Genomic DNA, 17,547 nt, shown 5'->3' on the forward strand with positions numbered 1-17,547 from the left:
TGGACATGCGTCAGTTCCTTCCGATGGCCACGAGGTCGTTGGCGACCCGCTGCCGCCAGAGTTCGTACGCCGGTAGCTGCTCGCCGTCCGGTCCCTCCGGACGGCGCTCGTCGGTCAGGGCGGCCGCCTCCGCGGGCGTCAGGCCGCACAGGACCGTGGTGGCCGCGCCCACGTGGGGCACGACGAGGCCGGCCCGCACCCGCGCGGCGGCGGCGAAGGCGCTGCCCTGGGCCACCTGCGCGCGGTAGCGGCCGGCGCGGCGCAGGAACGAGCGCAGCTCGTCCTCGTCGGCGCCACCGGCGTAGGTGGCGGCCAGGCCGGCGCCGCTCCACAGGTCGGCCCGCCGGTGCTCCGGGAAGCCGTTGATCGTGTCGGCCACCCGTTCGGCCGCCGTTCCGCACACGAACCACAGCGCCCGGCCGATGCCCTGGTCGATGGCCCGGTTGACGTAGGAGCGCGGCCCACCGCCGGGCCACGGGAACGCGGGATCCTGGTAGGCGGCCCGGACGTACTGATCGGTCTTGAAGTACGCCTGGTGGAACCCGTAGCCGTCCAGTGCCAGCCAGCGCAGCAGCGGATCCGGCATCGCCAGCCGGCGGAACCGGAAACGCGGGACCCGCGCCATGGCCCAGCCGACCCCGACGTACGCCATGTAGACGTGCTGGGCCCCGGCACCGGCGAGGAAGCGCGACACGTTGGTCGACCGGCCGAAGGGCAGGGCGTCGAGAACGGCGAAGCCCATTGCCGCGCCCTCGTACGCGAAACCGCGGAAACGCGTGGGAATGCCCGCCAGTCGACGTACGGCGTCTTCGTGTCCTTTCGCCTCCACCGCGAATGCGTAACCGGCGAGAAAGGTTTCTCCGATGGTTTCCAGCAGTTCCCGCGCTGCCGCGTTCTTTGCGTGAAACCCGCGCACTTCGACCTTGGTCTCGGAGAGGTTGGGCGTGAGAATGCGGCGCCTGAGCGCGCGTGCGTGACTAGTCAAAGCGCCCCCAAGGGATATCTGCCAAGGACCGTTCGACGGGCCTGAATGAATATTGCCAGGCCAGCCGGCGGTTTTGCTTCTTCGAGCGTGCGAAGCGCCACGGAGGGGCGTGCCAACCATTCCCACGCGTCGCCGGCAGGCAATTTCCCGACAATCGGCGCGACCGCGCGTCAGCGCACCGGATCGGTCGAGCGCAGTTCCACGCAGCGCTCCCGGATCCGCTGCCGCCACGTCTCGTACGCCGGCACGCCACCGGCGTCGCGCAGGCCGTCCGCCACGTCGTCGGCCAGGGCCGCCGCGTTCCCGACCGACATGCCGGCGAACACCTCGGTGGCGGCCTCCGAGTGCCCGGGGACGGTGCCGCTGAACGCCCGGGCCTTCGCGGCGAACACCGCGCCCAGGGCGAGTTCCGGCCACTGGTCCCCGGCCGCCTCGCGGAGCCGGACCAGTTCCTCCGTGCCGCAGCCGCCGGCGAAGACCGCGGCCAGCCCCACCCCGCTCCACAGGTCCGGCCTCCGCTGGAGCGCGAAGCGGCGCACCGCGGCGTCGACGTCCGCCGGCCGGGCGGAGTGGACGAACCACAGCGCGCGGCCGATGCCCTGGTCGACCGCGCGCGGGAAGTAGTCGGCGAACCCCTGCCAGGGATAGGGCTTCAGACGCTCCTGCCGGTGCACGATCCGCCCGATGTCGAAGTACGCCCGGTCGAAGCCGTACCCGTCCACCGCCAACCAGCTCATCGTCGGGTGGTACGGCATGCCGGGCAGGTCCGGCAGGACGGTGCGCCACAGCCGTCGCGGCAGCCGGGCCATCGCGAAGCCGATGCCGATGTAGGCGAGGAAGATGTGCGGCCGACCCGGTCCCAGCAGCAGTTCCCGGGTTCGCGTGCCGCGGCCACCGCGCATCGCGTCCAGGACGGTGCAGGCCATGGTGGCACCCTCGTAGGCGAAGCCCCGCATGGTCGGCTCCACCAGCTCCAGTCGGCGCTCCAATTCCCACTGGTCGCTCGCGTCGATGCCCCACTCGAAGCCGCAGACGACGGACTGCGGCACGGCCTCCAGCCATCGGGTGGCGGCCCGGTGGGGGCCGGGGAACCCCCGCCGGCCGAAGCCCACGTCCGCCAGTGACGGCGCCAGCACCAGCCGGCGCAGCGCACCCAGAACGGTCGACATGGTTCCTCCTCGGTTGCTTCCCTGCCGGCGCGCCTGGCTGCCGGCCCACCTCAGCCGGCAGCGGAAGGCGCCGGCACGTGTCCGGCACCGATGTGGCGGGCCACCGCGTAGCTGGCCCAGGCCGTCGCCTCGACCAGACGCCGGTCATCGGGTTCGTGCCGCCGGAACTCGTGCACCACGCTCTCGTCCACCTGGTAGGAGGCGAAGGCGGTGAGCAGGGCCAGCCGCCCGGCGGCACGTTCCGCGGCGGGCAACTCGGCGACGAGGTCCTCGCACCACTGCCGACTCAGCCCGCTCTCCTCACCCCGCCAGTCCGCCAGTCGGGTCCGTACCAGCGTCCTGACCTCGGGCGACAGCGCGCGCTCACCGGCCGCCTCCAGGGCCGCGTACGACCGGGACACCGCCTCGGCCACCCCGTCGTTCCCGGCGGCCCAACCGGCGTCGGCCGGCAAGGGCGCGGGTGGCAACAGCGACAGCGACCGGCCGGGCGGGAAGCCGCCGCGCAAGGTGGGACTGAGCAGGTGGCTGATGCCGTGCTTGGCGCGCCGGCGGGCCGCCGGGGACAGCCGTCGCGGGAGCAGGAAACTGCCGAGGAAGACATTGACCATCCGGGCCAGGTATTGGAAGCCGACCACCACTCCCACCAGTTCGGGGCGCTCGGCCTCGGTGAACACGGCTGCCGGCGGGTCCGGCAGGTGTGCCTGACGGGCCCAGCCGGCGAGCCGCCGGAGGCGTTCGTCACGCACGTCGTCGAGCCGGTCCGTGGCGATCGCCTCCGCATCGTGGGCGCCGGCCAGGCCGTACATGCCGGTGCTGTGCATGTCCACGCAGTACGGACAGATGTTCGCCACCGACACGGCCGAGGCGACCGCCTCCTTCGCCAACCGGTCGACCACGCCGTCGCTGATCAGCGGCTCCCGCATCAGCATCCAGTACGCGGCGGTGGCCGGCGGTGACGGCGAGTGCAGCAGCACCGGCGGGACCACCAGGCGCATCTCCTCCGCCACCTGGTCGTACACCGCGGCGACGATGCCCTCCGCGGACTCCCGTGGGACTGGTTTGACGTACTTGACCTGACGCTGGACGACCGATGACACGACGCGGCTGGCGAGCACTCCGCCTCCAAGGTTGCTGACGTGGCCCGGACCCGGAGTCCGACGCGCCCGGGCCGGGCGGGACGGTTTCCCGGCAGGCCGGAAGCGGACGTCCGGTCACCTCCGGCGTACCGGCCGGTGGTCGGGCCCGGTGGGCCGCCGGCCGGTGGTCACCGCCCTGAACTGCGGGACTGGTGCCAGGATGACCGACCGGGGGAAGGCAACAGAACTCCGAGATTGCGCACCTGGACCGCAGCTCCGGGGCTCGCTCCGCACGGCTCGGGGCCAGGCCGGCAAAGCGGTCGGCTCACCGATCGGCCGGCCGGGTGGGCGGACCGACGCCGGCCCACATCCAGGTGCCGATCTGACGGGCGGCGGTGAGGCTGGCCCAGGAGGTCACGGCGATCAGGCCCCGGTCGTCCAGTCCGGCGCGCCGCGCCTCGTCGATCACCGGCTCACCGACCTGATAGGAGGCGAGGGCCGCCAGCAGGGCCAACTGCCCGACCGGCTGTTGCGCCGCCGGCAGGTCGGCGACCACGGCCCGGGTCCAGGACCGGTTCGGCCCGGGCGGCCGTCCGTCCCACCGGCTCACCTCGGCCGCGACCCGGTCCCGCACCTCCGGCGCGAGCGCCCGGGCACCGGCGGCCTCGATCGCCGCGCTGGCGCGGGCGAAGGCGTCGGCCACCGGGGCGCAGCCCCGCGCCCAGTCGAGGTCCGCGGGAAGTGCCGCCTCGGGCAGTCGGCGCTGGGCGATGCCGGGGGCACGCTCGACCCGGCCGGTATGCCGCATGACCGTACGCAGCAGCCGGCGCAGCCCCGACTGCACGGCGGCCGGCGCGGCCGACGGCAGTGGTGAGGCGTCCAGGAAGATGTTCACCATGCGGTTGATGTAGTGGAAGGTCACCGCGACGCCGATCACCTCCGGCGCCTGTGGCGGCCCGAACGGGGGCGCCCCGTGGTCGTCCGGCTCGCGGACCCCGCTGCGTCGGGCCCAGGCCGCCAACCGCCGGACCTCGGGGTCGACGACGAGGTCGATCCGGTCCCGCGCGACCTGCGCGGCATCCGGCCCGACGGACAGGGCGTCCAGGGCCGTGCCGTGCACCTCCACGCAGTACGGGCAGCTGTTGGCGACGGAGATCGCTGCCGCGACCGCCTCCTTGACCCGCCGGTCGACCCGTCCGGTGGCGACGAGGGTCTCGCGCAGCATCGCCCAGCAGGCTGCGAGCGCGTCGGGCTCGGACGAGTGCAGCACCACCGGTGGCGCGAGCACCCCGAAGTCCCGCTCCACCTCGTCGTAGAGCGCGGCCAGCGGCGGCGGGGCAACCGCCGGCCGCACCGGTGTCAGGTACCGGATTTCCGTGATCGACCGGCGCACGGCCGTCCTGAGCAGCCAGCCTCGCACAGTCCACTCCCTCGTCCCGGGCGGGACCGCCCGGCGGTCCCATCGATGGTATCGGCGCGGTCACTAAACTGACCGGATGCAGAACCGGTTGTACGCAGGCCAGAGCTGTTCCATCGCCCGGGCTCTCGACGTGGTCGGCGAGCGGTGGAGCCTGCTGATCGTCCGCGAGGCGCTGCTCGGCGCGACCCGCTTCGACGAGTTTCTGCGCAACCTCGGGATCGCCCGCAACGTGCTGGCCGACCGGCTCGGCACCCTGGTGCACGGGGGCGTGCTGCAACGGGTGCCCTACCAGGAGCGCCCGCTGCGGCACGAGTACCACCTCACCGACCGCGGACGGGAACTGGTGCCCGTCGTCCTGGCCCTGATGCAGTGGGGGGACCGGCACTTCGCCGGCCCGGCCGGCCCGCCCCGCCTCGCCGAGCACGACGGCTGCGGCGGAGCGGCCCGGTCCGGGGTGCACTGTGTCGAGTGCGACCGGGAGCTGACCCCCACTGAGGTGACCACCCGCTTCAACCCAGTGTACGTCCCGAAGCGTTGACGCCCGTCCGGCCGGGCATCGTGCGCGCGGCGGCTCAGTTCCCGGTCCGGCCGGTCACCAGGGGCAGGACGGCTCGGCGACCCGCCGTGGCGCCGTCCGGCGACGGTGCGCCGTACCGGACCTGCACGCCCCGTTGCTGGGCGGCCCGTACGATGCCCGGCACCGCGCGTTCGGCCAGCGCCGCGATGGTCATGGCCGGGTTGACGGTGAGGGCGCCCGGCACCGCGGACCCGTCGGTCACGAAGATGCCGGGATGGTCGCGCAACTCGTGCCGGTCGTCCAGTGCGGAGGTGGCCGGGTCGTCCCCGATGCGGCAGGAGGCCAGCGGGTGCACCGTGTACGCGCCCACCACCTCGTTGGTCCAGGGCATCACCCGGGCCAGCCCGTCGCGCTCGAGGATGTCGCGCACCGCCGCGTCCGACTCGGCCCAGCCCCGCAGCGTGTTGGCGGTCGGCCGGTAGCGCAGCGAACCCCGGCCGAGCATCTGCTGGGACAGCCGCTGCGAGTTGCCGGACTCCGGGGTCGGCCCGAACACCCCCTCGTTGTCGTCCTCGCTCATCGTGAAGATGGTCAGCCAGGATCGCCAGCGGCGCAGCAGTTCCTTCTTCTCCGCCCCGAACCAGGTAGGGCCGGTGGCGTCCGGCACCTGGGCGAGAATGGTGCCGAAGCCGGGCGGGAAGTACAGCTGCTCCAGTGAGAACCGCTGGTACTCCGGCAGCGATCCGTCCAACCGGTCCCAGCTGGCGACGCACGGTCCCTTGCCGATCTGGTAACCCTCGTACGGCACCCCGTCGGACCGGGACAGGCCGAGCACGTCCCGTACCCGGTCCTCGTCGAAGACCGCGGTGTTGAGCCGCTCACCGTTGCCGGAGAAGTACCGCCCGACGGCCGACGGCATCGGACCGAGGTGCGGCTCGGACCGCTGCAGGATCACCGGGGTCGCGCCCGCTCCGGCGGCGAGCACGACGATCCGGGCGTCGATCGCCCCGGCACCCGCCTCGACCCGATAGTCGACGTCATCCAGTACGCGGTAGTGCACCCGGTAGCCGCCGTCTTCGGTGCGGGCCAGGTACTGCACCTCGTGCATCGGCCTGATCTGCGCGCCGTGCGCCAGGGCCGCCGGGAGGTAGTTCAACAGCAGGGACCGCTTCGCGTCGAAGCGGCACCCGGACATCATCCAGTTGCAGTTGGTGCAGCGATCCCGGTCGATGGCGACCGGGACCGGGTTGGCGGTCCGACCGGCGTGGGCACAGGCCGCGCCGAACAGCCCGCCCGAGAAGGGCACATCGTTCCAGTCCTGCTGGCTGACCGGCAACGCCTCGGCCACCCGGTCGTACCACGGGTCCAACGTGTCCCGCGAGATCGTGGTCGGCCACATGCGACGACCGATGCTGCCCTGCCGGTCGAAGACGAACCGTGGGGCGCGCGGCATGGCCGCGAAGTAGACGACGCTGCCGCCACCGACGCAGTTCCCGCTCAGCACGCTCATTCCGTCGCCGATGACGAAGTCGAACACCCGGGTCGAGGACGAACCGAACTTGAAGTCCTGGTCGAATTCCTCGCCCTGCAGCCATGGCCCGCGCTCCAGCACGACCACCCGGGCGCCGCCGGCGGCCAGGTGGTACGCGGCGATCGCGCCGCCGAAGCCGCTGCCGATCACGAGGACGTCGGTCTTCTCGGTAACCGTCATGCCGGGCTCCCTGAGGGGGTCGTGTCGGGGTGCGGTTGGGCCAGCACCCGGCCGTAGGAGTACTCCGGGAACCGCCAGAGTCCGTCCTGGCCGGGTGGGTAGTAGCCGAGGGTCGCCAGGCCGGGGTGGCCGGCGGCGAGGGCGTCGACGGTGTGCAGGTGCGCGGCGGCGTCGAAGGCGATGGTGCTGAACATGGCCACGCTCACCCAGGCCTCCCGCTCGGGGTGGTCCACGGCGGTCAGCTCCTGCACCAACGCCACCCGGTTCGGATAGGCGAGGGCCACGAACGGCGGTACGTCGGGGTCGAGCGTCAGGCGGTGCTTCTCGGCGTGGTGGCGGGCGTGCCCGTTGAGCGCCTCCGCGAGGCTGTCCAGGGCGGGGGCCATCCCGCCTTCCGGGGTGCGTAGCACGTCGACCGCGCCCGACGCGACCGCACCGCCGCCGCCGGAGACGCCGGCGACGCTGCGATCGTCCGGCCACCGCTTCTCGCCGGGAAGGATCGTGTCGGCGAACGCCTCCAACGTCATCGTCACTGCCGGGTTGGCATCGGGGGTACTCGGTTGCACTGGCGTGTCTCCTGTCGTCGGGTAGGAGCACTGGCTGGTCGGGAGCCGGCGCCGGGTCCGGCGGCCCGGGCCGTCTCATCGTCCGATCACTGCGGCAGTGCCGCATCTTCCCGGTTGCTTTCCCGAACCGAGCAGGTCAAAGCGGTCAGCAAGGGCGGCTCGGTCTGCTGTGGAGAGTGCGCAACTTCGAAGAACGTGGCGGGCTTGGGTGTCGCTAGCGTGGCTCGTGCAGCCCCAGCCATGAGGATGGAGACCGTCATGCGCGTCCATGAGGCAGAGCGAGGCAGAGGTCTCGTGGCCTGGATCAACGGCCGGCACCACCAGACCGCGCTCCGGCTCTACCTGTTCGTCGTGGTGGCGCACTGGGCCGAGCACCTGGTGCAGGCGTACCAGATCTGGGTGCTGGGTTGGCCCCGGCCGGCGGCGCGCGGCGTGCTCGGCCAGTTCTACCCATGGCTGGTCACCTCGGAATGGCTCCACTACGGATACGCGCTGCTCATGCTGGTGGGCCTGTTCCTGCTACGACCGGGCTTCGTCGGCCGCGCCCGCACCTGGTGGACGGTCTCCCTCGCCCTGCAGTTCTGGCACCACATCGAGCACGCCCTGCTGTTCATCCAGGCCCAGACCGGCGTCTACTTCTTCGGCGCCAAGGTGCCGACCAGCATGCTGCAGCTGGTGCTGCCCCGGGTCGAGCTGCACCTGTTCTACAACTCGGTGGTCTTCATCCCGATGGTGGTCGCCATGTACCTGCACCTGCGGCCCAGCCCGGCGGAGAGCGCCGCCATGTCCTGCACGTGCGCGGCGAGCCGCCGCCCGTACACCGAGCCGCTGCCGTCCCAGCCGATGCCGGCCTGAGATGGCCGGCCGTCAGGTGTTCCGAGCGATGGCTCCGGCCATGATCGGATTCGCCCTTGCCCTCGCCGCGCCGGCCGCCCCGGCGGCAGCCTCGGGCGGGGACGACCCCACGGCCAGCGTCCCGGCCGACGGAGCCGCCCTGACCACCGCGCCGGCCCAGGTGGAGCTGGCGTTCTCGCGGGCGCCTGTCGCGGCCCGCTCGCATCTGGCCGTCATCGGCGAGGACGGCCGGCGGGTCAACCGCTCCGACACCCCGACCGCCACCGGTCACCGCCTCGTCCAGGCCGTCTCGATCCAACAGCCCGGCGTCTTCACCCTGGCGTACCACGTCGAGTTCGCCGACGGCGGCCAGACGCAGGGCATCCGGCGCTTCAGCGTCGGCACCGGGGCGCCTCCCCCGGCCGGCGGGGTGCCGGCGGAAGCAGCGGCGGTGTCGGGACACCAGCACGACGTCGACCCGGTCAGCGCGGTGCTGCTCGTGATCGACGGCCTGGTGGTCCTCGGCGCGCTGGGGATGCTGCTGCGGACCCGACGACCACGGCCCGTTTCCTGACCCGCGCCCGATCGATCGAGAGGAACCACCGTGACCGCGCAATCCGACGTGTACACCCAGCTGAGGGCCGAGGGCCAGGACGTGGACAGGTTGGTCGCCGACCTGGACGCCGCCGGTTGGGAACGCCCGACGCCAGCGCCCGGCTGGACCATTGCCCACCAGATCGCCCACCTGGCGGCCACCTTCCGGATGGCCGAACTGGCGGTCCGTGACCCGGACGCCTTCACCCGGCTCACCTCCGGACTCAGCGCCGACTTCAACGCGAACGTTCAGCACGCCCTTGCCGGCTACCTGGCCGAGCCGCCCGAGGTGCTGCTCAAACGCTGGCGGGCGGAGCGCGCGGCGGTGGACGACGCGCTGGCGGTCACCCCGCCCGGGCACCTGGTGCCGTGGCTGGTCCGCCCGCTGCCGGCCGCGGTCCTCGCGGCTGCCGGCATGATGGAACTGTTCGCGCACGGCCAGGACGTCGCCGACGCACTCGGCGTCCACCGGGTGTACGGCGACCGGATCCGGCACCTGGTGGAGTTCGTCGTACGGACCTGGGACTTCGGCTATCAGGCCCGCGGGTTGGCCGTGCCCGACGTGCAGCTGCGGTTCGAGGTGACCGGCCCGTCGGGGGCGGTCTGGGCGTTCGGGCCGGCCGGCTCGGGCGAGCGGATCACAGGGCCAGCCGTCGACCTCTGCCTGCTGGCGACCCGCCGCCGCCATCGCGACGACCTGGCGCTCACCGCGACCGGCGCCGAGGCGGACCGCTGGCTCGACATCGCCCAGGCTTACCGTGGCCCCGCCGGCGCAGGGCGGCAGCCGGGACAGTTTGCCGGCGGGACGGCCTGAGCACGGCCGGAGATCATCGGCGTGGCCCGACCGCGCAGCCGGCGGCGGACACGCGCAGAGCGGAGGTGCGGCGCCGCCCGGCTGCGGCCCGACCTGGCGTCGTCCCGGGGTGCCCTACGGGCCGGCGACGCCCATCGGGCCTGAACCGGCGACCACGTCCCTGCGGGCTGACCAGGTCGGCCGCTGCGCCACCGAACCGTCCCGTGTCAGCCACCGCGGTCCGCAATCCGCGAGATGCGCTGGCCAGGCGCACGGTGCCAAGGTCGTGGTGAGCCGAGACGGGCGGGATCGCCGGGCGACGCACGGGCGACAAACACCGCTGCGCCGTCCACACAGCTCGTTCATGGCCCGGGTCCGACTGGACCTGGGCGCCGTGTGCCAACGGGCGAAGGAGGCGCTCGACCTGCTCAACACCGCCAGCGGTGGTTCCTCGATCTATCGGGACGTGTCGATCCAACGCATCGAGCGGGACGTCCAGACGCTGAACCTGCACGCGATCATGCACCCCAACACCAACCTCGAACTCTGCGGTCGAATCGTCTGCGGCCTGGAGCCATCTCTGAGTCCCCGCGCACCCGTCGGGGCGGGGCAGTCGCTGCCCCGCCCCCAACCAGGAGAGGACCACCGACATGACCACCAACCCTTCCGCCATCGCCGACGACCGCGCCGCCGTCGCCGCCGTACCGCAGCGCATCGTTGCCGCCTGGGCGGACCACGACGCCGGGGCGTTCGCCCGCGCGTTCACCGAGGACGGGACGCTCATCATCACTGGCGTGTCGCGCACCGGCCGGCAGGAGATCGAGTCGTTCATGGCCCAGGCGTTCACCGGCCCCTTCAAGGGCACCCAGGTCACCGGCACCCCGTACGCGGTCAAGCCGCTGGCGGAGAACGTCGTGCTGGTGCTCACCCAGGGTGGCGTGCTCGCGCCCGGCGAGACCGAGGTCGCTGCCGAGCGGGCCATCCGGGCCAGCTGGCTGCTCGTCAAGCAGGACGGCGAGTGGCTGATCACCGCGTACCAGAACACGCCGGTGCAGGCGGCCTGAGCGGAGTTCGACCGGGGCGGCCACTTCGCCGCGCTGGAGCAGCCGGATCTGCTGGTCGGCGATGTTCGGGCCTTCGTCCGCTCGCTACCTCCGCAAACCTGAACGCCGCTCGCCGGGCCGATGGTCCGGCGAGCGGCCCGGCCGGCACCATCGGCCAACGGCGAGGCGGCCACCGGCCGCTCACACCGGGCCGGGACGCCCCGCTGTGATCGGACGGACGACCGGCAGCCCGCGCTCCACCATGTCCAGCAGGCGCTGGCCGATCTCGTGCGCGCGGGAGTCCGGCACCATCCGCAGCGGCCCGTCGATGAGGAGCATGGCCAGTCCATGCACCGCGGACCAGGCAAGGAACTCCGCCTCCGGGCGCCGGTCCGCCGGCAGCACCCCCGCCGTCACCAGCTCGTCGACCGCGTCACCCAGCATCTCGAAGGGCGTCCGTCCGCCCCGGCCCCGTTTGCCCTCGGCGCCGGCGGTCAGCATGTCGGCCGGCACCGACACCGCCGTGCGGAAAAGGCCGGGTTCGGCACGGGCGAAGCGCAGGTATCCGGTGCCGACCGCGCGGAGTCGGTCCAGGGCCCGCTCGGGCGGGTCGTCCCCGGACGGAAGCGCGGCCATCTCCGCCTCGATGGCGGTGGCCAGGTCCGACTGCGCCGCCTCGCAGACCGCATGCAGCAACGCCTGCCGGTCGGTGAAGTGGCGGTAGGCGGCGTTCGGCGCGACGCCCACCATCCGGGTCGCCTTGCGCAGCACCACGGCGGCCGGCCCGCCATCCCGTGCCAGCTCCGTCCCGGCAGCGAGCAACGCCCGGTAGAGGTCCCCGTGACGGTAGGTGCTCCGCCGCGGGGCAACTTCCTCGGTTCCCGGGGCCGCCTGCATGTGGACATCGTACACTTTGGGCGGTCGGCCCCGCCGTACGTCGGGCCGGCACATGCGGCGGCGCCGGGGAACTGCCTCCGCCAGGTTACCGACCGGCGGTGGCGCAGCACCCGGCCGAGCCAACAGCCATCGAACGAGGAGGCCCGATGGGCAATGTGCTCCTGGACGTCACCATGTCGCTCGACGGGTTCATGGCCGGCCCCGACATCAGCGCTGAGCATCCGATGGGCCGAGGCGGCCTGGCCCTGCACGAGTGGATCTTCCAGGCGTCGGCCGACGACGTCGACGGGAAGCTGCTGCGGGAGCGGACGGCGAGCACCGGGGCGGTGGTGATGGGACGGCGCACCTTCGACCTGGGCATCGGCCTCTGGCAGGACACCCCGTGGCCGGCCCCCTGCTTCGTGCTCACCCACGCGCCGCTTGCCCCACTCGTCGAGAAGAGCGGCACCTTCGCCTTCGTCACCGACCCGGAGACCGCCCACCGGGAGGCCGTGTCGGCCGCTGAGGAGAAGGACGTCCGGCTGATGGGTGCCGACATTTCCCAGCAGCTCCTCGCGCGGGGGCTGGTGGACGAACTCCACATCCAGATCGCACCGGTGCTGCTGGGCACAGGCCGGCGACTCTTCGAGCACCTGGGCGTCGACCCGGTCGGGCTGGAGCCGATCGCCGTGATCGAGTCGCCCCGGGTCACTCACCTGCATTACCGCCTGCCGCGGTAGCCGGGCCGGCGCGCCGGGGCACGCCGGCCCGGACCGCGGCTCAGGCCACCCGGGCGCAGTCCGGGCTGCGCCGCACCCGACCGTCCCCGGCACACTGCGCCTGGTACGCGTCGAGGATCGTCTGAGCCCGCTCGGTGGCGGGGGCGAAGCGGGTCTCCGGCTCGACGCCGTCGGCGAGCTGGTCCAACCCGACCCGCAGGTGGGGGTGCTGCGCGAACCAGCCCTCCGCGGTGAGCAGGTCCGCCGCCGCCCGGGTCACCGCCCCGGCTGCGTCCAGCGATATCTGTCTCTCGTCCAGGCGGCGGCGACCCGGGACGAGAAGGTCACCACCGCCTACCTGCGTACGGCGGGCATGGTGGACCGGCCGGAGGCGCTGATGCGGCCCGCCATGCTGCTGCGGGTGCTCCGCGGCGCCTTCCTACGGTCGCGACCCGCGCGGCCGGTGTCCCACGCCCACCCCGACGAGGTGGGCTGACCCGGGCACCGCGGCCGGCTACGACAGCGGGTCGAGGCAGGTCCGACGGTCAGGACCGGCCTCGACCCGCACGGGGCGTCGGCTCAGTGCCCCCGGGCGATCCACTCGTCGAGGTGCGGCGCCTCGGCGCCGACGGTGGTGTCGTCGCCGTGTCCGGTGTGGACAACCGTCTCCGGCGGCAGGGTCAGCAGCCGGGTCCGGATCGACTGGATGATGGTGCCGAAGTCGCTGTAGGAGCGGCCGGTGGCGCCCGGCCCCCCGGCGAACAGGGTGTCGCCGGTGAAGACCGCGCCGAGGTCGGGGGCGTGCAGGCTGCATGCGCCGGGGCTGTGGCCGGGGGTGTGCAGCACCCGTAGCGTGGTGCCGCCGACCGGGACGGTCTGGCCGTCGGTCAGCTCCCCGTCGGGCGGGGTGTCGGGGTGGACCAGGTCCCAGAGCACCCGGTCGGCCGGGTGCAGCAGCACCGGGGCGCCGGTGGCCCGGGCCAACTCGGGCGCGACCCGCACGTGGTCGTCGTGGGCGTGGGTGGCCAGGATGGCGACCACCCGGCGGTCGCCGACGAGCCGAACGATGGCGGCCACGTCGTGCGGCGCGTCGACGACGACGCACTCGGTGTCGTCGCCGATCACCCAGACGTTGTTGTCGACGTCGAAGGTCTGCCCGTCGAGGGAGAACGTGCCGGAGGTGACGGTGTGGTCGACGCGGGCCGTCACGGGAAGACCACCACCGAGCGGAGCACGTCACCGTGGTGCATCCGGGTGAACGCCTCCTCGACCTGGTCGAGGGCGATCTCCTCGGTGACGAACGCGTCCAGGTCGAGCCGGCCCTGCTGGTACAGCTCGGTGAGCATCGGGAAGTCGCGGCTGGGCAGGCAGTCGCCGTACCAGCTGGACTTGAGCGCACCGCCGCGGCCGAAGACGTCCAGCAGCGGCAGCTCGATCTTCATGTCCGGGGTGGGTACGCCCACCAGCACCACCGTGCCGGCCAGGTCCCGGGCGTAGAAGGCCTGCTTCCAGGTCTCCGGGCGGCCCACCGCGTCGATCACCACGTCGGCGCCGACGCCGCCGGTCGCGGCGCGGATCGCCTCGACCGGGTCGTCCTCCGAGGCGTTGACGGTGTGCGTGGCGCCGAAGCGGCGCGCCCAGTCGAGCTTGCGGGAGTCGGTGTCCACCGCGATGATCGTCGTCGCTCCGGCCAGGGCCGCGCCGGCCACCGCGGCGTCGCCGACGCCGCCGCAGCCGATCACCGCGACCGAGTCGCCCCGGGTCACCTGGCCGGTGTTCATCGCCGCGCCGAGGCCGGCCATCACGCCGCAGCCGAGCAGGCCGACGGCGGCGGGCCGGGCGGACGGGTCGACTTTGGTGCACTGGCCGGCGTGCACCAGCGTCTTCTCGGCGAACGCGCCGATGCCGAGGGCGGGCGTCAGCTCGGTCCCGTCGGTGAGGGTCATCTTCTGGGCGGCGTTGTGGGTGTTGAAGCAGTACCAGGGGCGGCCCCGGCGGCAGGCCCGGCACTGCCCGCAGACGGCCCGCCAGTTGAGCACCACGAAGTCGCCGGGGGCCACGTCGGTGACCCCCTCCCCCACCTGCTCGACAACGCCCGCGGCCTCGTGGCCGAGCAGAAACGGGTAGTCGTCGGTGATGCCGCCCTCGCGGTAGTGCAGGTCGGTGTGGCAGACCCCGCAGGACTGGACGCGGACCACCGCCTCACCCGGCCCCGGGTCGGGCACCACGATCGTGGTGACCTCCACCGGCGCGCCCTTGCGCCGCGACACAACTCCCCGGACTTGCTGGCCCACGGTTCCTCCCGCCGTTGTCGATCTGGCGTCTCTCCCGCCGAACCTACCGCCGAACACACGCGCCGGCCCACCGCTACCCGACGGGTTATCTCCCGCATCGCGGGGTACGCGGCAGCAGTTCTCCGCATCCGACGGGAGTGATCATGAGGCTGACGCATGCGCCGCTGCGGGTCAGCATCGGCGCGTTCATCCTGAATTCCGGGCTCGGCAAGCGCGGCCTGGAGGCCGAGGCCGCGCAGGCGGTACACGGCATGGCCGTCGGCGCGCTCCCCCAACTCGAACAGTTGGGGCCGGATCGGTTCGCGAAGCTGCTGTCCCGGGGCGAGATCGCGCTCGGCGCCGCGCTGCTCGTGCCGTTCGTGCCGTCGCTGCTGGCCGGTGCGGCGTTGACGGCCTTCGGCGCGGGGCTGGTGCAGCTCTACCTCAAGACGCCGGGATTGCGGGAGCCGAACAGCTTGAAACCGACCCAGGCCGGCACCGGCATCGCCAAGGACGTGTGGCTGGTCGGCGCCGGGCTCACCCTGATGCTGGACTCGCTGACGCACCGGCGGCGGGGCCACTGAGCACCGCGATCAGGTGCCTACCGGAGTGGGGACCGTGGCGGAGGCGCGCTCGGCCGCGTGGCGGCGGGCGGCGTTGCGGTAGCGCAGCACCTGGACCGCGCCGATCAGCCAGAGCAGATACTGCACGGCGAACGCCCAGCGGAACGCGTCCAGCGGCGGGGTGCTCCGCCCGGCCGGGGTGGCCAGATCGAGGACCACGCCGACCGCCAGGATCAGCAAGATCGAGGCGACGAAGCCGCCGACGTTGACGATGCCGGTGGCGCTGCCGATGCGGTGCACCGGGTTGGCGGTGCGCGCGTAGTCGAAGCCGATCACCGAGCCGGGGCCGTTGGCGGCGAGGACAACGACGAGGGCCACCAGCAGCCAGTGCGGTGCACGTCCCGGCCAGGCCAACACGACCGTCCAAACCGCGGCGGTGCCGGCGGTGATCGCGAAGACCAGGACCGAGCGGTGGAACGGGTGCCGGGCGCACAGGTGCGCGATCACCGGTCCGCAGATCAGGGTCACCACGATCATCAGGGTGAGCAGGGACGCCGCCCCGGTGGGCGAGAAGCCCTGCCCCTGCACCAGGAAGGGATAGCCCCACAGCAGCGCGAACACCGAGCCGGAGAACTGGGTGACGAAGTGGGTCCACAGGCCGAGCCGGGTGCCCGGCTGGGCCCACGCCTCGGCGAGCTGCCGGCGTACGGTGTCCAGGTCGGGGGCGGCGGTGGCGGATTCCGCGTGCGGGGTGTCCCGGACCGCGACGAGGACGAGCAGCAGCACGGTGGTGCCGAGCGCCGCCGCGGTGAGGAACGCGGGCGTCCAACCGACGTGGTGCAGCAGCGCCACCAGCGGGATCGCGCTGAGCACCGCGCCGAGTTGCCCGACGGTGCCGGTGAGCTGCACCAGCAGCGGGTTGCGTCGTCCGGGGAACCAGAACGCCACGATGCGCAGCACGCTGATGAAGGTCATCGCGTCGCCGAGGCCGACCAGGACGCGGGCGGCGACCGCGAGACGGACGTCGGTGGCGACGGCGAAGCAGAGCTGACCGCCGACCATCAGCACGCCACCGGCCACCAGCATCCGGCGGGAGCCGAACCGGTCGAGCAGCGCCCCGACCGGCACCTGCATGGCCGCGTACACGGCGAGCTGGGCGACGGAGAAGGTGGCCAACGCGGCGGCGTTGATGTGGAAGCGGTCCGCCGCGTCGACGGCGGTGACGCCGAGCGAGCTGCGGTGAAAGATCGCCACGAGGTAGGCGGTGACCGCGACCGCGTACACCAGGGCGGCGGGGCGGCCCGGACGGGCAGGGGTACGCGGCAGCGGACCGGCGGCGGTCACCGCAGCGTCCGCAGCACGGTCGCGGCGTTGTCGATGTGCGCGCCGACCGCGTCGAGCCAGGGCTGCGGGTCGTCGCCGTCGAGGGCGGCGAGCTGGCCGGCGTGCTCGGTGAGGGCCACCTCGGCCCAGCCGGGCGAGAGCCGGAAGCTGGCCTCGCCCATCCGCAGCTGCCGGTCGCGCAGCCGGTGGTACAGCTCGGCGAGGATCTCGTTGCCGGCCGCCTCGACGACGGTGGCGTGGAAGGCCCGGTCGGCGGCCATCAGGGCGGTGACGTCGCCGGCGGCGTGCGCCCGGCGCATCTCGGTCAGCCAGCGGGCCAGGTCGGCCCTGAGTTCGGCCCGGCGGGGCCAGACCCGCTCGGCGGCGTGCAGCTCGACCAGGCGCCGGGCCTCGATGACGTCGACGATCTCCCGCGCCGACACGGGCCGGATCAGCGCGCCGCGCTTCGGGTAGAGGGCGACCAGCCCCTCGGCCTCCAGGCGCAGCAGCGCCTCCCGCACCGGTGTACGCGAGACCCCGGCCGCCTCGGCGATCTCTCCCTCGCTGATCAGCAGCCCACCCGGGTAGACCTGCTCAAGGATGGCCTGCTTGAGGTGCTGGTACGCCCGCTCGGCGCACGACGGCCCGGCGGTGCGTGCCGAGGCGCTGGGATGCGTCATGTATCTATGCTGCGTATCGCGATCCGAGGTTCGTCCTGGCGGACCTGCTGATCGTGACCCAGCCCACCGACCGTCGGGCCACCTCTAGACCACTTAGTCCGGTTTGCGAGGAATTGACGGTCGCTCGGGCCGGAATGCCGGGTGGGGGTCGGTCGTTGAACACGGGTGCACGGCCGAGGAGGACGCCCCCGCCTGGCGGGGTGCGCGGGCCTGGAATGATGGTGGGCCGCCGGTCGTTGTACATGGTCCCGGCGCCGCGTAGAGGCGAGCTTCCTCGCCCCGTGAGCCAGCCGGTTGAAGTCTTTCCCCCGTTTTTGGGCGCCTGACGTGGTGCTTGCGCATGATGCCGACCCCCATCGGCGTGTGCGTCGACCCCCGAATGGAGCTTTGTCATGAATTCGATGC

20 protein-coding genes and 1 pseudogene are annotated in these 17,547 nt (G+C 72.9%); 9 read left to right on the plus strand and 12 right to left on the minus strand.

Annotation, left to right across the window (positions count from 1 at the left end):
• Positions 1–10: 10 nt before the first annotated feature.
• The 4 genes from AB0C02_RS29025 to AB0C02_RS29040 all read right to left on the minus strand — a co-directional run bounded on the left by AB0C02_RS29025 (position 11) and on the right by AB0C02_RS29040 (position 4,650).
• Positions 11–985: a DUF1702 family protein gene (locus tag AB0C02_RS29025; RefSeq protein ID WP_357552301.1), complete on the minus strand. Its 975-nt coding sequence runs from the start codon at positions 983–985 to the stop codon at positions 11–13.
• 170 nt (positions 986–1,155) lie between these two features.
• Positions 1,156–2,154, minus strand: coding sequence for a DUF1702 family protein (locus AB0C02_RS29030; RefSeq protein ID WP_357552303.1), 999 nt, complete (start codon positions 2,152–2,154; stop codon positions 1,156–1,158).
• 50 nt (positions 2,155–2,204) lie between these two features.
• Positions 2,205–3,269: a carboxymuconolactone decarboxylase family protein gene (locus AB0C02_RS29035; RefSeq protein WP_357552305.1), complete on the minus strand. Its 1,065-nt coding sequence runs from the start codon at positions 3,267–3,269 to the stop codon at positions 2,205–2,207.
• Positions 3,270–3,555: 286 nt separating this feature from the next.
• Positions 3,556–4,650 (minus strand): carboxymuconolactone decarboxylase family protein, encoded by a 1,095-nt coding sequence (locus AB0C02_RS29040; protein ID WP_357552309.1) that lies wholly within the window; start codon positions 4,648–4,650, stop codon positions 3,556–3,558.
• A gap of 76 nt (positions 4,651–4,726) precedes the next feature.
• On the opposite strand from AB0C02_RS29040, the gene AB0C02_RS29045 reads away from it, so the two are divergent.
• Entirely contained in the window at positions 4,727–5,188 is a 462-nt protein-coding gene (locus AB0C02_RS29045) for a helix-turn-helix domain-containing protein (protein WP_357552310.1), read from the plus strand.
• 34 nt (positions 5,189–5,222) lie between these two features.
• Here the strand turns inward: AB0C02_RS29045 and AB0C02_RS29050 are convergent, their stop codons facing one another.
• Together AB0C02_RS29050 and AB0C02_RS29055 are read right to left on the minus strand one after the other, a co-directional pair.
• Positions 5,223–6,878, minus strand: coding sequence for a GMC family oxidoreductase (locus AB0C02_RS29050; protein ID WP_357552311.1), 1,656 nt, complete (start codon positions 6,876–6,878; stop codon positions 5,223–5,225).
• Positions 6,875–7,405 carry a DUF5987 family protein gene (locus tag AB0C02_RS29055; protein ID WP_357552327.1) on the minus strand — a complete coding sequence of 177 codons (531 nt, stop codon included), beginning with the start codon at positions 7,403–7,405 and terminating at the stop codon, positions 6,875–6,877. The genes AB0C02_RS29050 and AB0C02_RS29055 overlap by 4 nt, the downstream gene beginning before the upstream one ends.
• Before the next feature lie 333 nt (positions 7,406–7,738).
• Between AB0C02_RS29055 and AB0C02_RS29060 the strand changes: the two genes are divergently transcribed.
• The 5 genes and pseudogenes from AB0C02_RS29060 to AB0C02_RS29080 all read left to right on the plus strand — a co-directional run bounded on the left by AB0C02_RS29060 (position 7,739) and on the right by AB0C02_RS29080 (position 10,729).
• A complete protein-coding gene (locus AB0C02_RS29060) occupies positions 7,739–8,299 on the plus strand; it encodes a hypothetical protein (protein WP_357552312.1) in 561 nt (186 codons plus the stop codon).
• 28 nt (positions 8,300–8,327) lie between these two features.
• On the plus strand, positions 8,328–8,852 hold the full coding sequence (locus AB0C02_RS29065; protein ID WP_357552313.1) for a copper resistance CopC family protein: 525 nt from the start codon (positions 8,328–8,330) through the stop codon (positions 8,850–8,852).
• A gap of 30 nt (positions 8,853–8,882) precedes the next feature.
• The gene (locus AB0C02_RS29070) at positions 8,883–9,686 is read left to right on the plus strand and encodes a TIGR03084 family metal-binding protein (protein WP_357552314.1); all 804 of its coding nucleotides are present in this window, start codon (positions 8,883–8,885) and stop codon (positions 9,684–9,686) included.
• Between the two features lie 109 nt (positions 9,687–9,795).
• Positions 9,796–10,251: pseudogene (locus tag AB0C02_RS29075) on the plus strand (hypothetical protein); the annotation flags it as partial.
• 64 nt (positions 10,252–10,315) lie between these two features.
• Positions 10,316–10,729, plus strand: a complete 414-nt coding sequence (locus tag AB0C02_RS29080) for an SgcJ/EcaC family oxidoreductase (protein WP_357552315.1) — start codon at positions 10,316–10,318, stop codon at positions 10,727–10,729.
• Positions 10,730–10,909: 180 nt separating this feature from the next.
• Here AB0C02_RS29080 and AB0C02_RS29085 read toward each other — a convergent pair whose 3' ends face one another.
• Positions 10,910–11,605, minus strand: coding sequence for a WHG domain-containing protein (locus tag AB0C02_RS29085; protein ID WP_357552316.1), 696 nt, complete (start codon positions 11,603–11,605; stop codon positions 10,910–10,912).
• Positions 11,606–11,751: 146 nt separating this feature from the next.
• Here AB0C02_RS29085 and AB0C02_RS29090 point away from each other — a divergent pair, with 146 nt between their 5' ends.
• Positions 11,752–12,324 (plus strand): dihydrofolate reductase family protein, encoded by a 573-nt coding sequence (locus AB0C02_RS29090; protein WP_357552317.1) that lies wholly within the window; start codon positions 11,752–11,754, stop codon positions 12,322–12,324.
• Between the two features lie 40 nt (positions 12,325–12,364).
• Here the strand turns inward: AB0C02_RS29090 and AB0C02_RS29095 are convergent, their stop codons facing one another.
• Positions 12,365–12,583 carry a hypothetical protein gene (locus AB0C02_RS29095; RefSeq protein WP_357552318.1) on the minus strand — a complete coding sequence of 73 codons (219 nt, stop codon included), beginning with the start codon at positions 12,581–12,583 and terminating at the stop codon, positions 12,365–12,367.
• Positions 12,584–12,676: 93 nt separating this feature from the next.
• Between AB0C02_RS29095 and AB0C02_RS29100 the strand changes: the two genes are divergently transcribed.
• Positions 12,677–12,799: a hypothetical protein gene (locus AB0C02_RS29100; RefSeq protein ID WP_357552319.1), complete on the plus strand. Its 123-nt coding sequence runs from the start codon at positions 12,677–12,679 to the stop codon at positions 12,797–12,799.
• Between the two features lie 83 nt (positions 12,800–12,882).
• Here the strand turns inward: AB0C02_RS29100 and AB0C02_RS29105 are convergent, their stop codons facing one another.
• Positions 12,883–13,512, minus strand: a complete 630-nt coding sequence (locus tag AB0C02_RS29105) for an MBL fold metallo-hydrolase (RefSeq protein WP_357552320.1) — start codon at positions 13,510–13,512, stop codon at positions 12,883–12,885.
• A complete protein-coding gene (locus AB0C02_RS29110) occupies positions 13,509–14,597 on the minus strand; it encodes an S-(hydroxymethyl)mycothiol dehydrogenase (RefSeq protein ID WP_357552321.1) in 1,089 nt (362 codons plus the stop codon). The genes AB0C02_RS29105 and AB0C02_RS29110 overlap by 4 nt, the downstream gene beginning before the upstream one ends.
• A 143-nt stretch (positions 14,598–14,740) precedes the next feature.
• On the opposite strand from AB0C02_RS29110, the gene AB0C02_RS29115 reads away from it, so the two are divergent.
• Positions 14,741–15,160, plus strand: coding sequence for a hypothetical protein (locus AB0C02_RS29115; protein ID WP_357552322.1), 420 nt, complete (start codon positions 14,741–14,743; stop codon positions 15,158–15,160).
• Positions 15,161–15,169: 9 nt separating this feature from the next.
• Here AB0C02_RS29115 and AB0C02_RS29120 read toward each other — a convergent pair whose 3' ends face one another.
• Positions 15,170–16,483 (minus strand): MFS transporter, encoded by a 1,314-nt coding sequence (locus AB0C02_RS29120; protein WP_357552323.1) that lies wholly within the window; start codon positions 16,481–16,483, stop codon positions 15,170–15,172.
• Positions 16,480–17,142, minus strand: a complete 663-nt coding sequence (locus AB0C02_RS29125) for a GntR family transcriptional regulator (protein ID WP_357552324.1) — start codon at positions 17,140–17,142, stop codon at positions 16,480–16,482. The genes AB0C02_RS29120 and AB0C02_RS29125 overlap by 4 nt, the downstream gene beginning before the upstream one ends.
• Positions 17,143–17,547: the final 405 nt, after the last annotated feature.

The organism is Micromonospora sp. NPDC048999 (assembly GCF_040649295.1).
Classification (GTDB): Bacteria; Actinomycetota; Actinomycetes; order Mycobacteriales; family Micromonosporaceae; genus Micromonospora.

What these genes read in the sequence shown, in the direction of transcription:
- AB0C02_RS29125 (WP_357552324.1), bottom strand. Translation starts at nt 17,142, where the DNA reads ATGACGCATCCCAGCGCCTCGGCACGCACCGCCGGGCCGTCGTGCGCC.
- AB0C02_RS29090 (WP_357552317.1), top strand. Translation starts at nt 11,752, where the DNA reads ATGGGCAATGTGCTCCTGGACGTCACCATGTCGCTCGACGGGTTCATG.
- AB0C02_RS29055 (WP_357552327.1), bottom strand. Translation starts at nt 7,405, where the DNA reads ATGACGTTGGAGGCGTTCGCCGACACGATCCTTCCCGGCGAGAAGCGG.
- AB0C02_RS29045 (WP_357552310.1), top strand. Translation starts at nt 4,727, where the DNA reads ATGCAGAACCGGTTGTACGCAGGCCAGAGCTGTTCCATCGCCCGGGCT.
- AB0C02_RS29100 (WP_357552319.1), top strand. Translation starts at nt 12,677, where the DNA reads ATGGTGGACCGGCCGGAGGCGCTGATGCGGCCCGCCATGCTGCTGCGG.
- AB0C02_RS29030 (WP_357552303.1), bottom strand. Translation starts at nt 2,154, where the DNA reads ATGTCGACCGTTCTGGGTGCGCTGCGCCGGCTGGTGCTGGCGCCGTCA.
- AB0C02_RS29050 (WP_357552311.1), bottom strand. Translation starts at nt 6,878, where the DNA reads ATGACGGTTACCGAGAAGACCGACGTCCTCGTGATCGGCAGCGGCTTC.
- AB0C02_RS29065 (WP_357552313.1), top strand. Translation starts at nt 8,328, where the DNA reads ATGGCTCCGGCCATGATCGGATTCGCCCTTGCCCTCGCCGCGCCGGCC.
- AB0C02_RS29080 (WP_357552315.1), top strand. Translation starts at nt 10,316, where the DNA reads ATGACCACCAACCCTTCCGCCATCGCCGACGACCGCGCCGCCGTCGCC.
- AB0C02_RS29115 (WP_357552322.1), top strand. Translation starts at nt 14,741, where the DNA reads ATGAGGCTGACGCATGCGCCGCTGCGGGTCAGCATCGGCGCGTTCATC.
- AB0C02_RS29085 (WP_357552316.1), bottom strand. Translation starts at nt 11,605, where the DNA reads ATGCAGGCGGCCCCGGGAACCGAGGAAGTTGCCCCGCGGCGGAGCACC.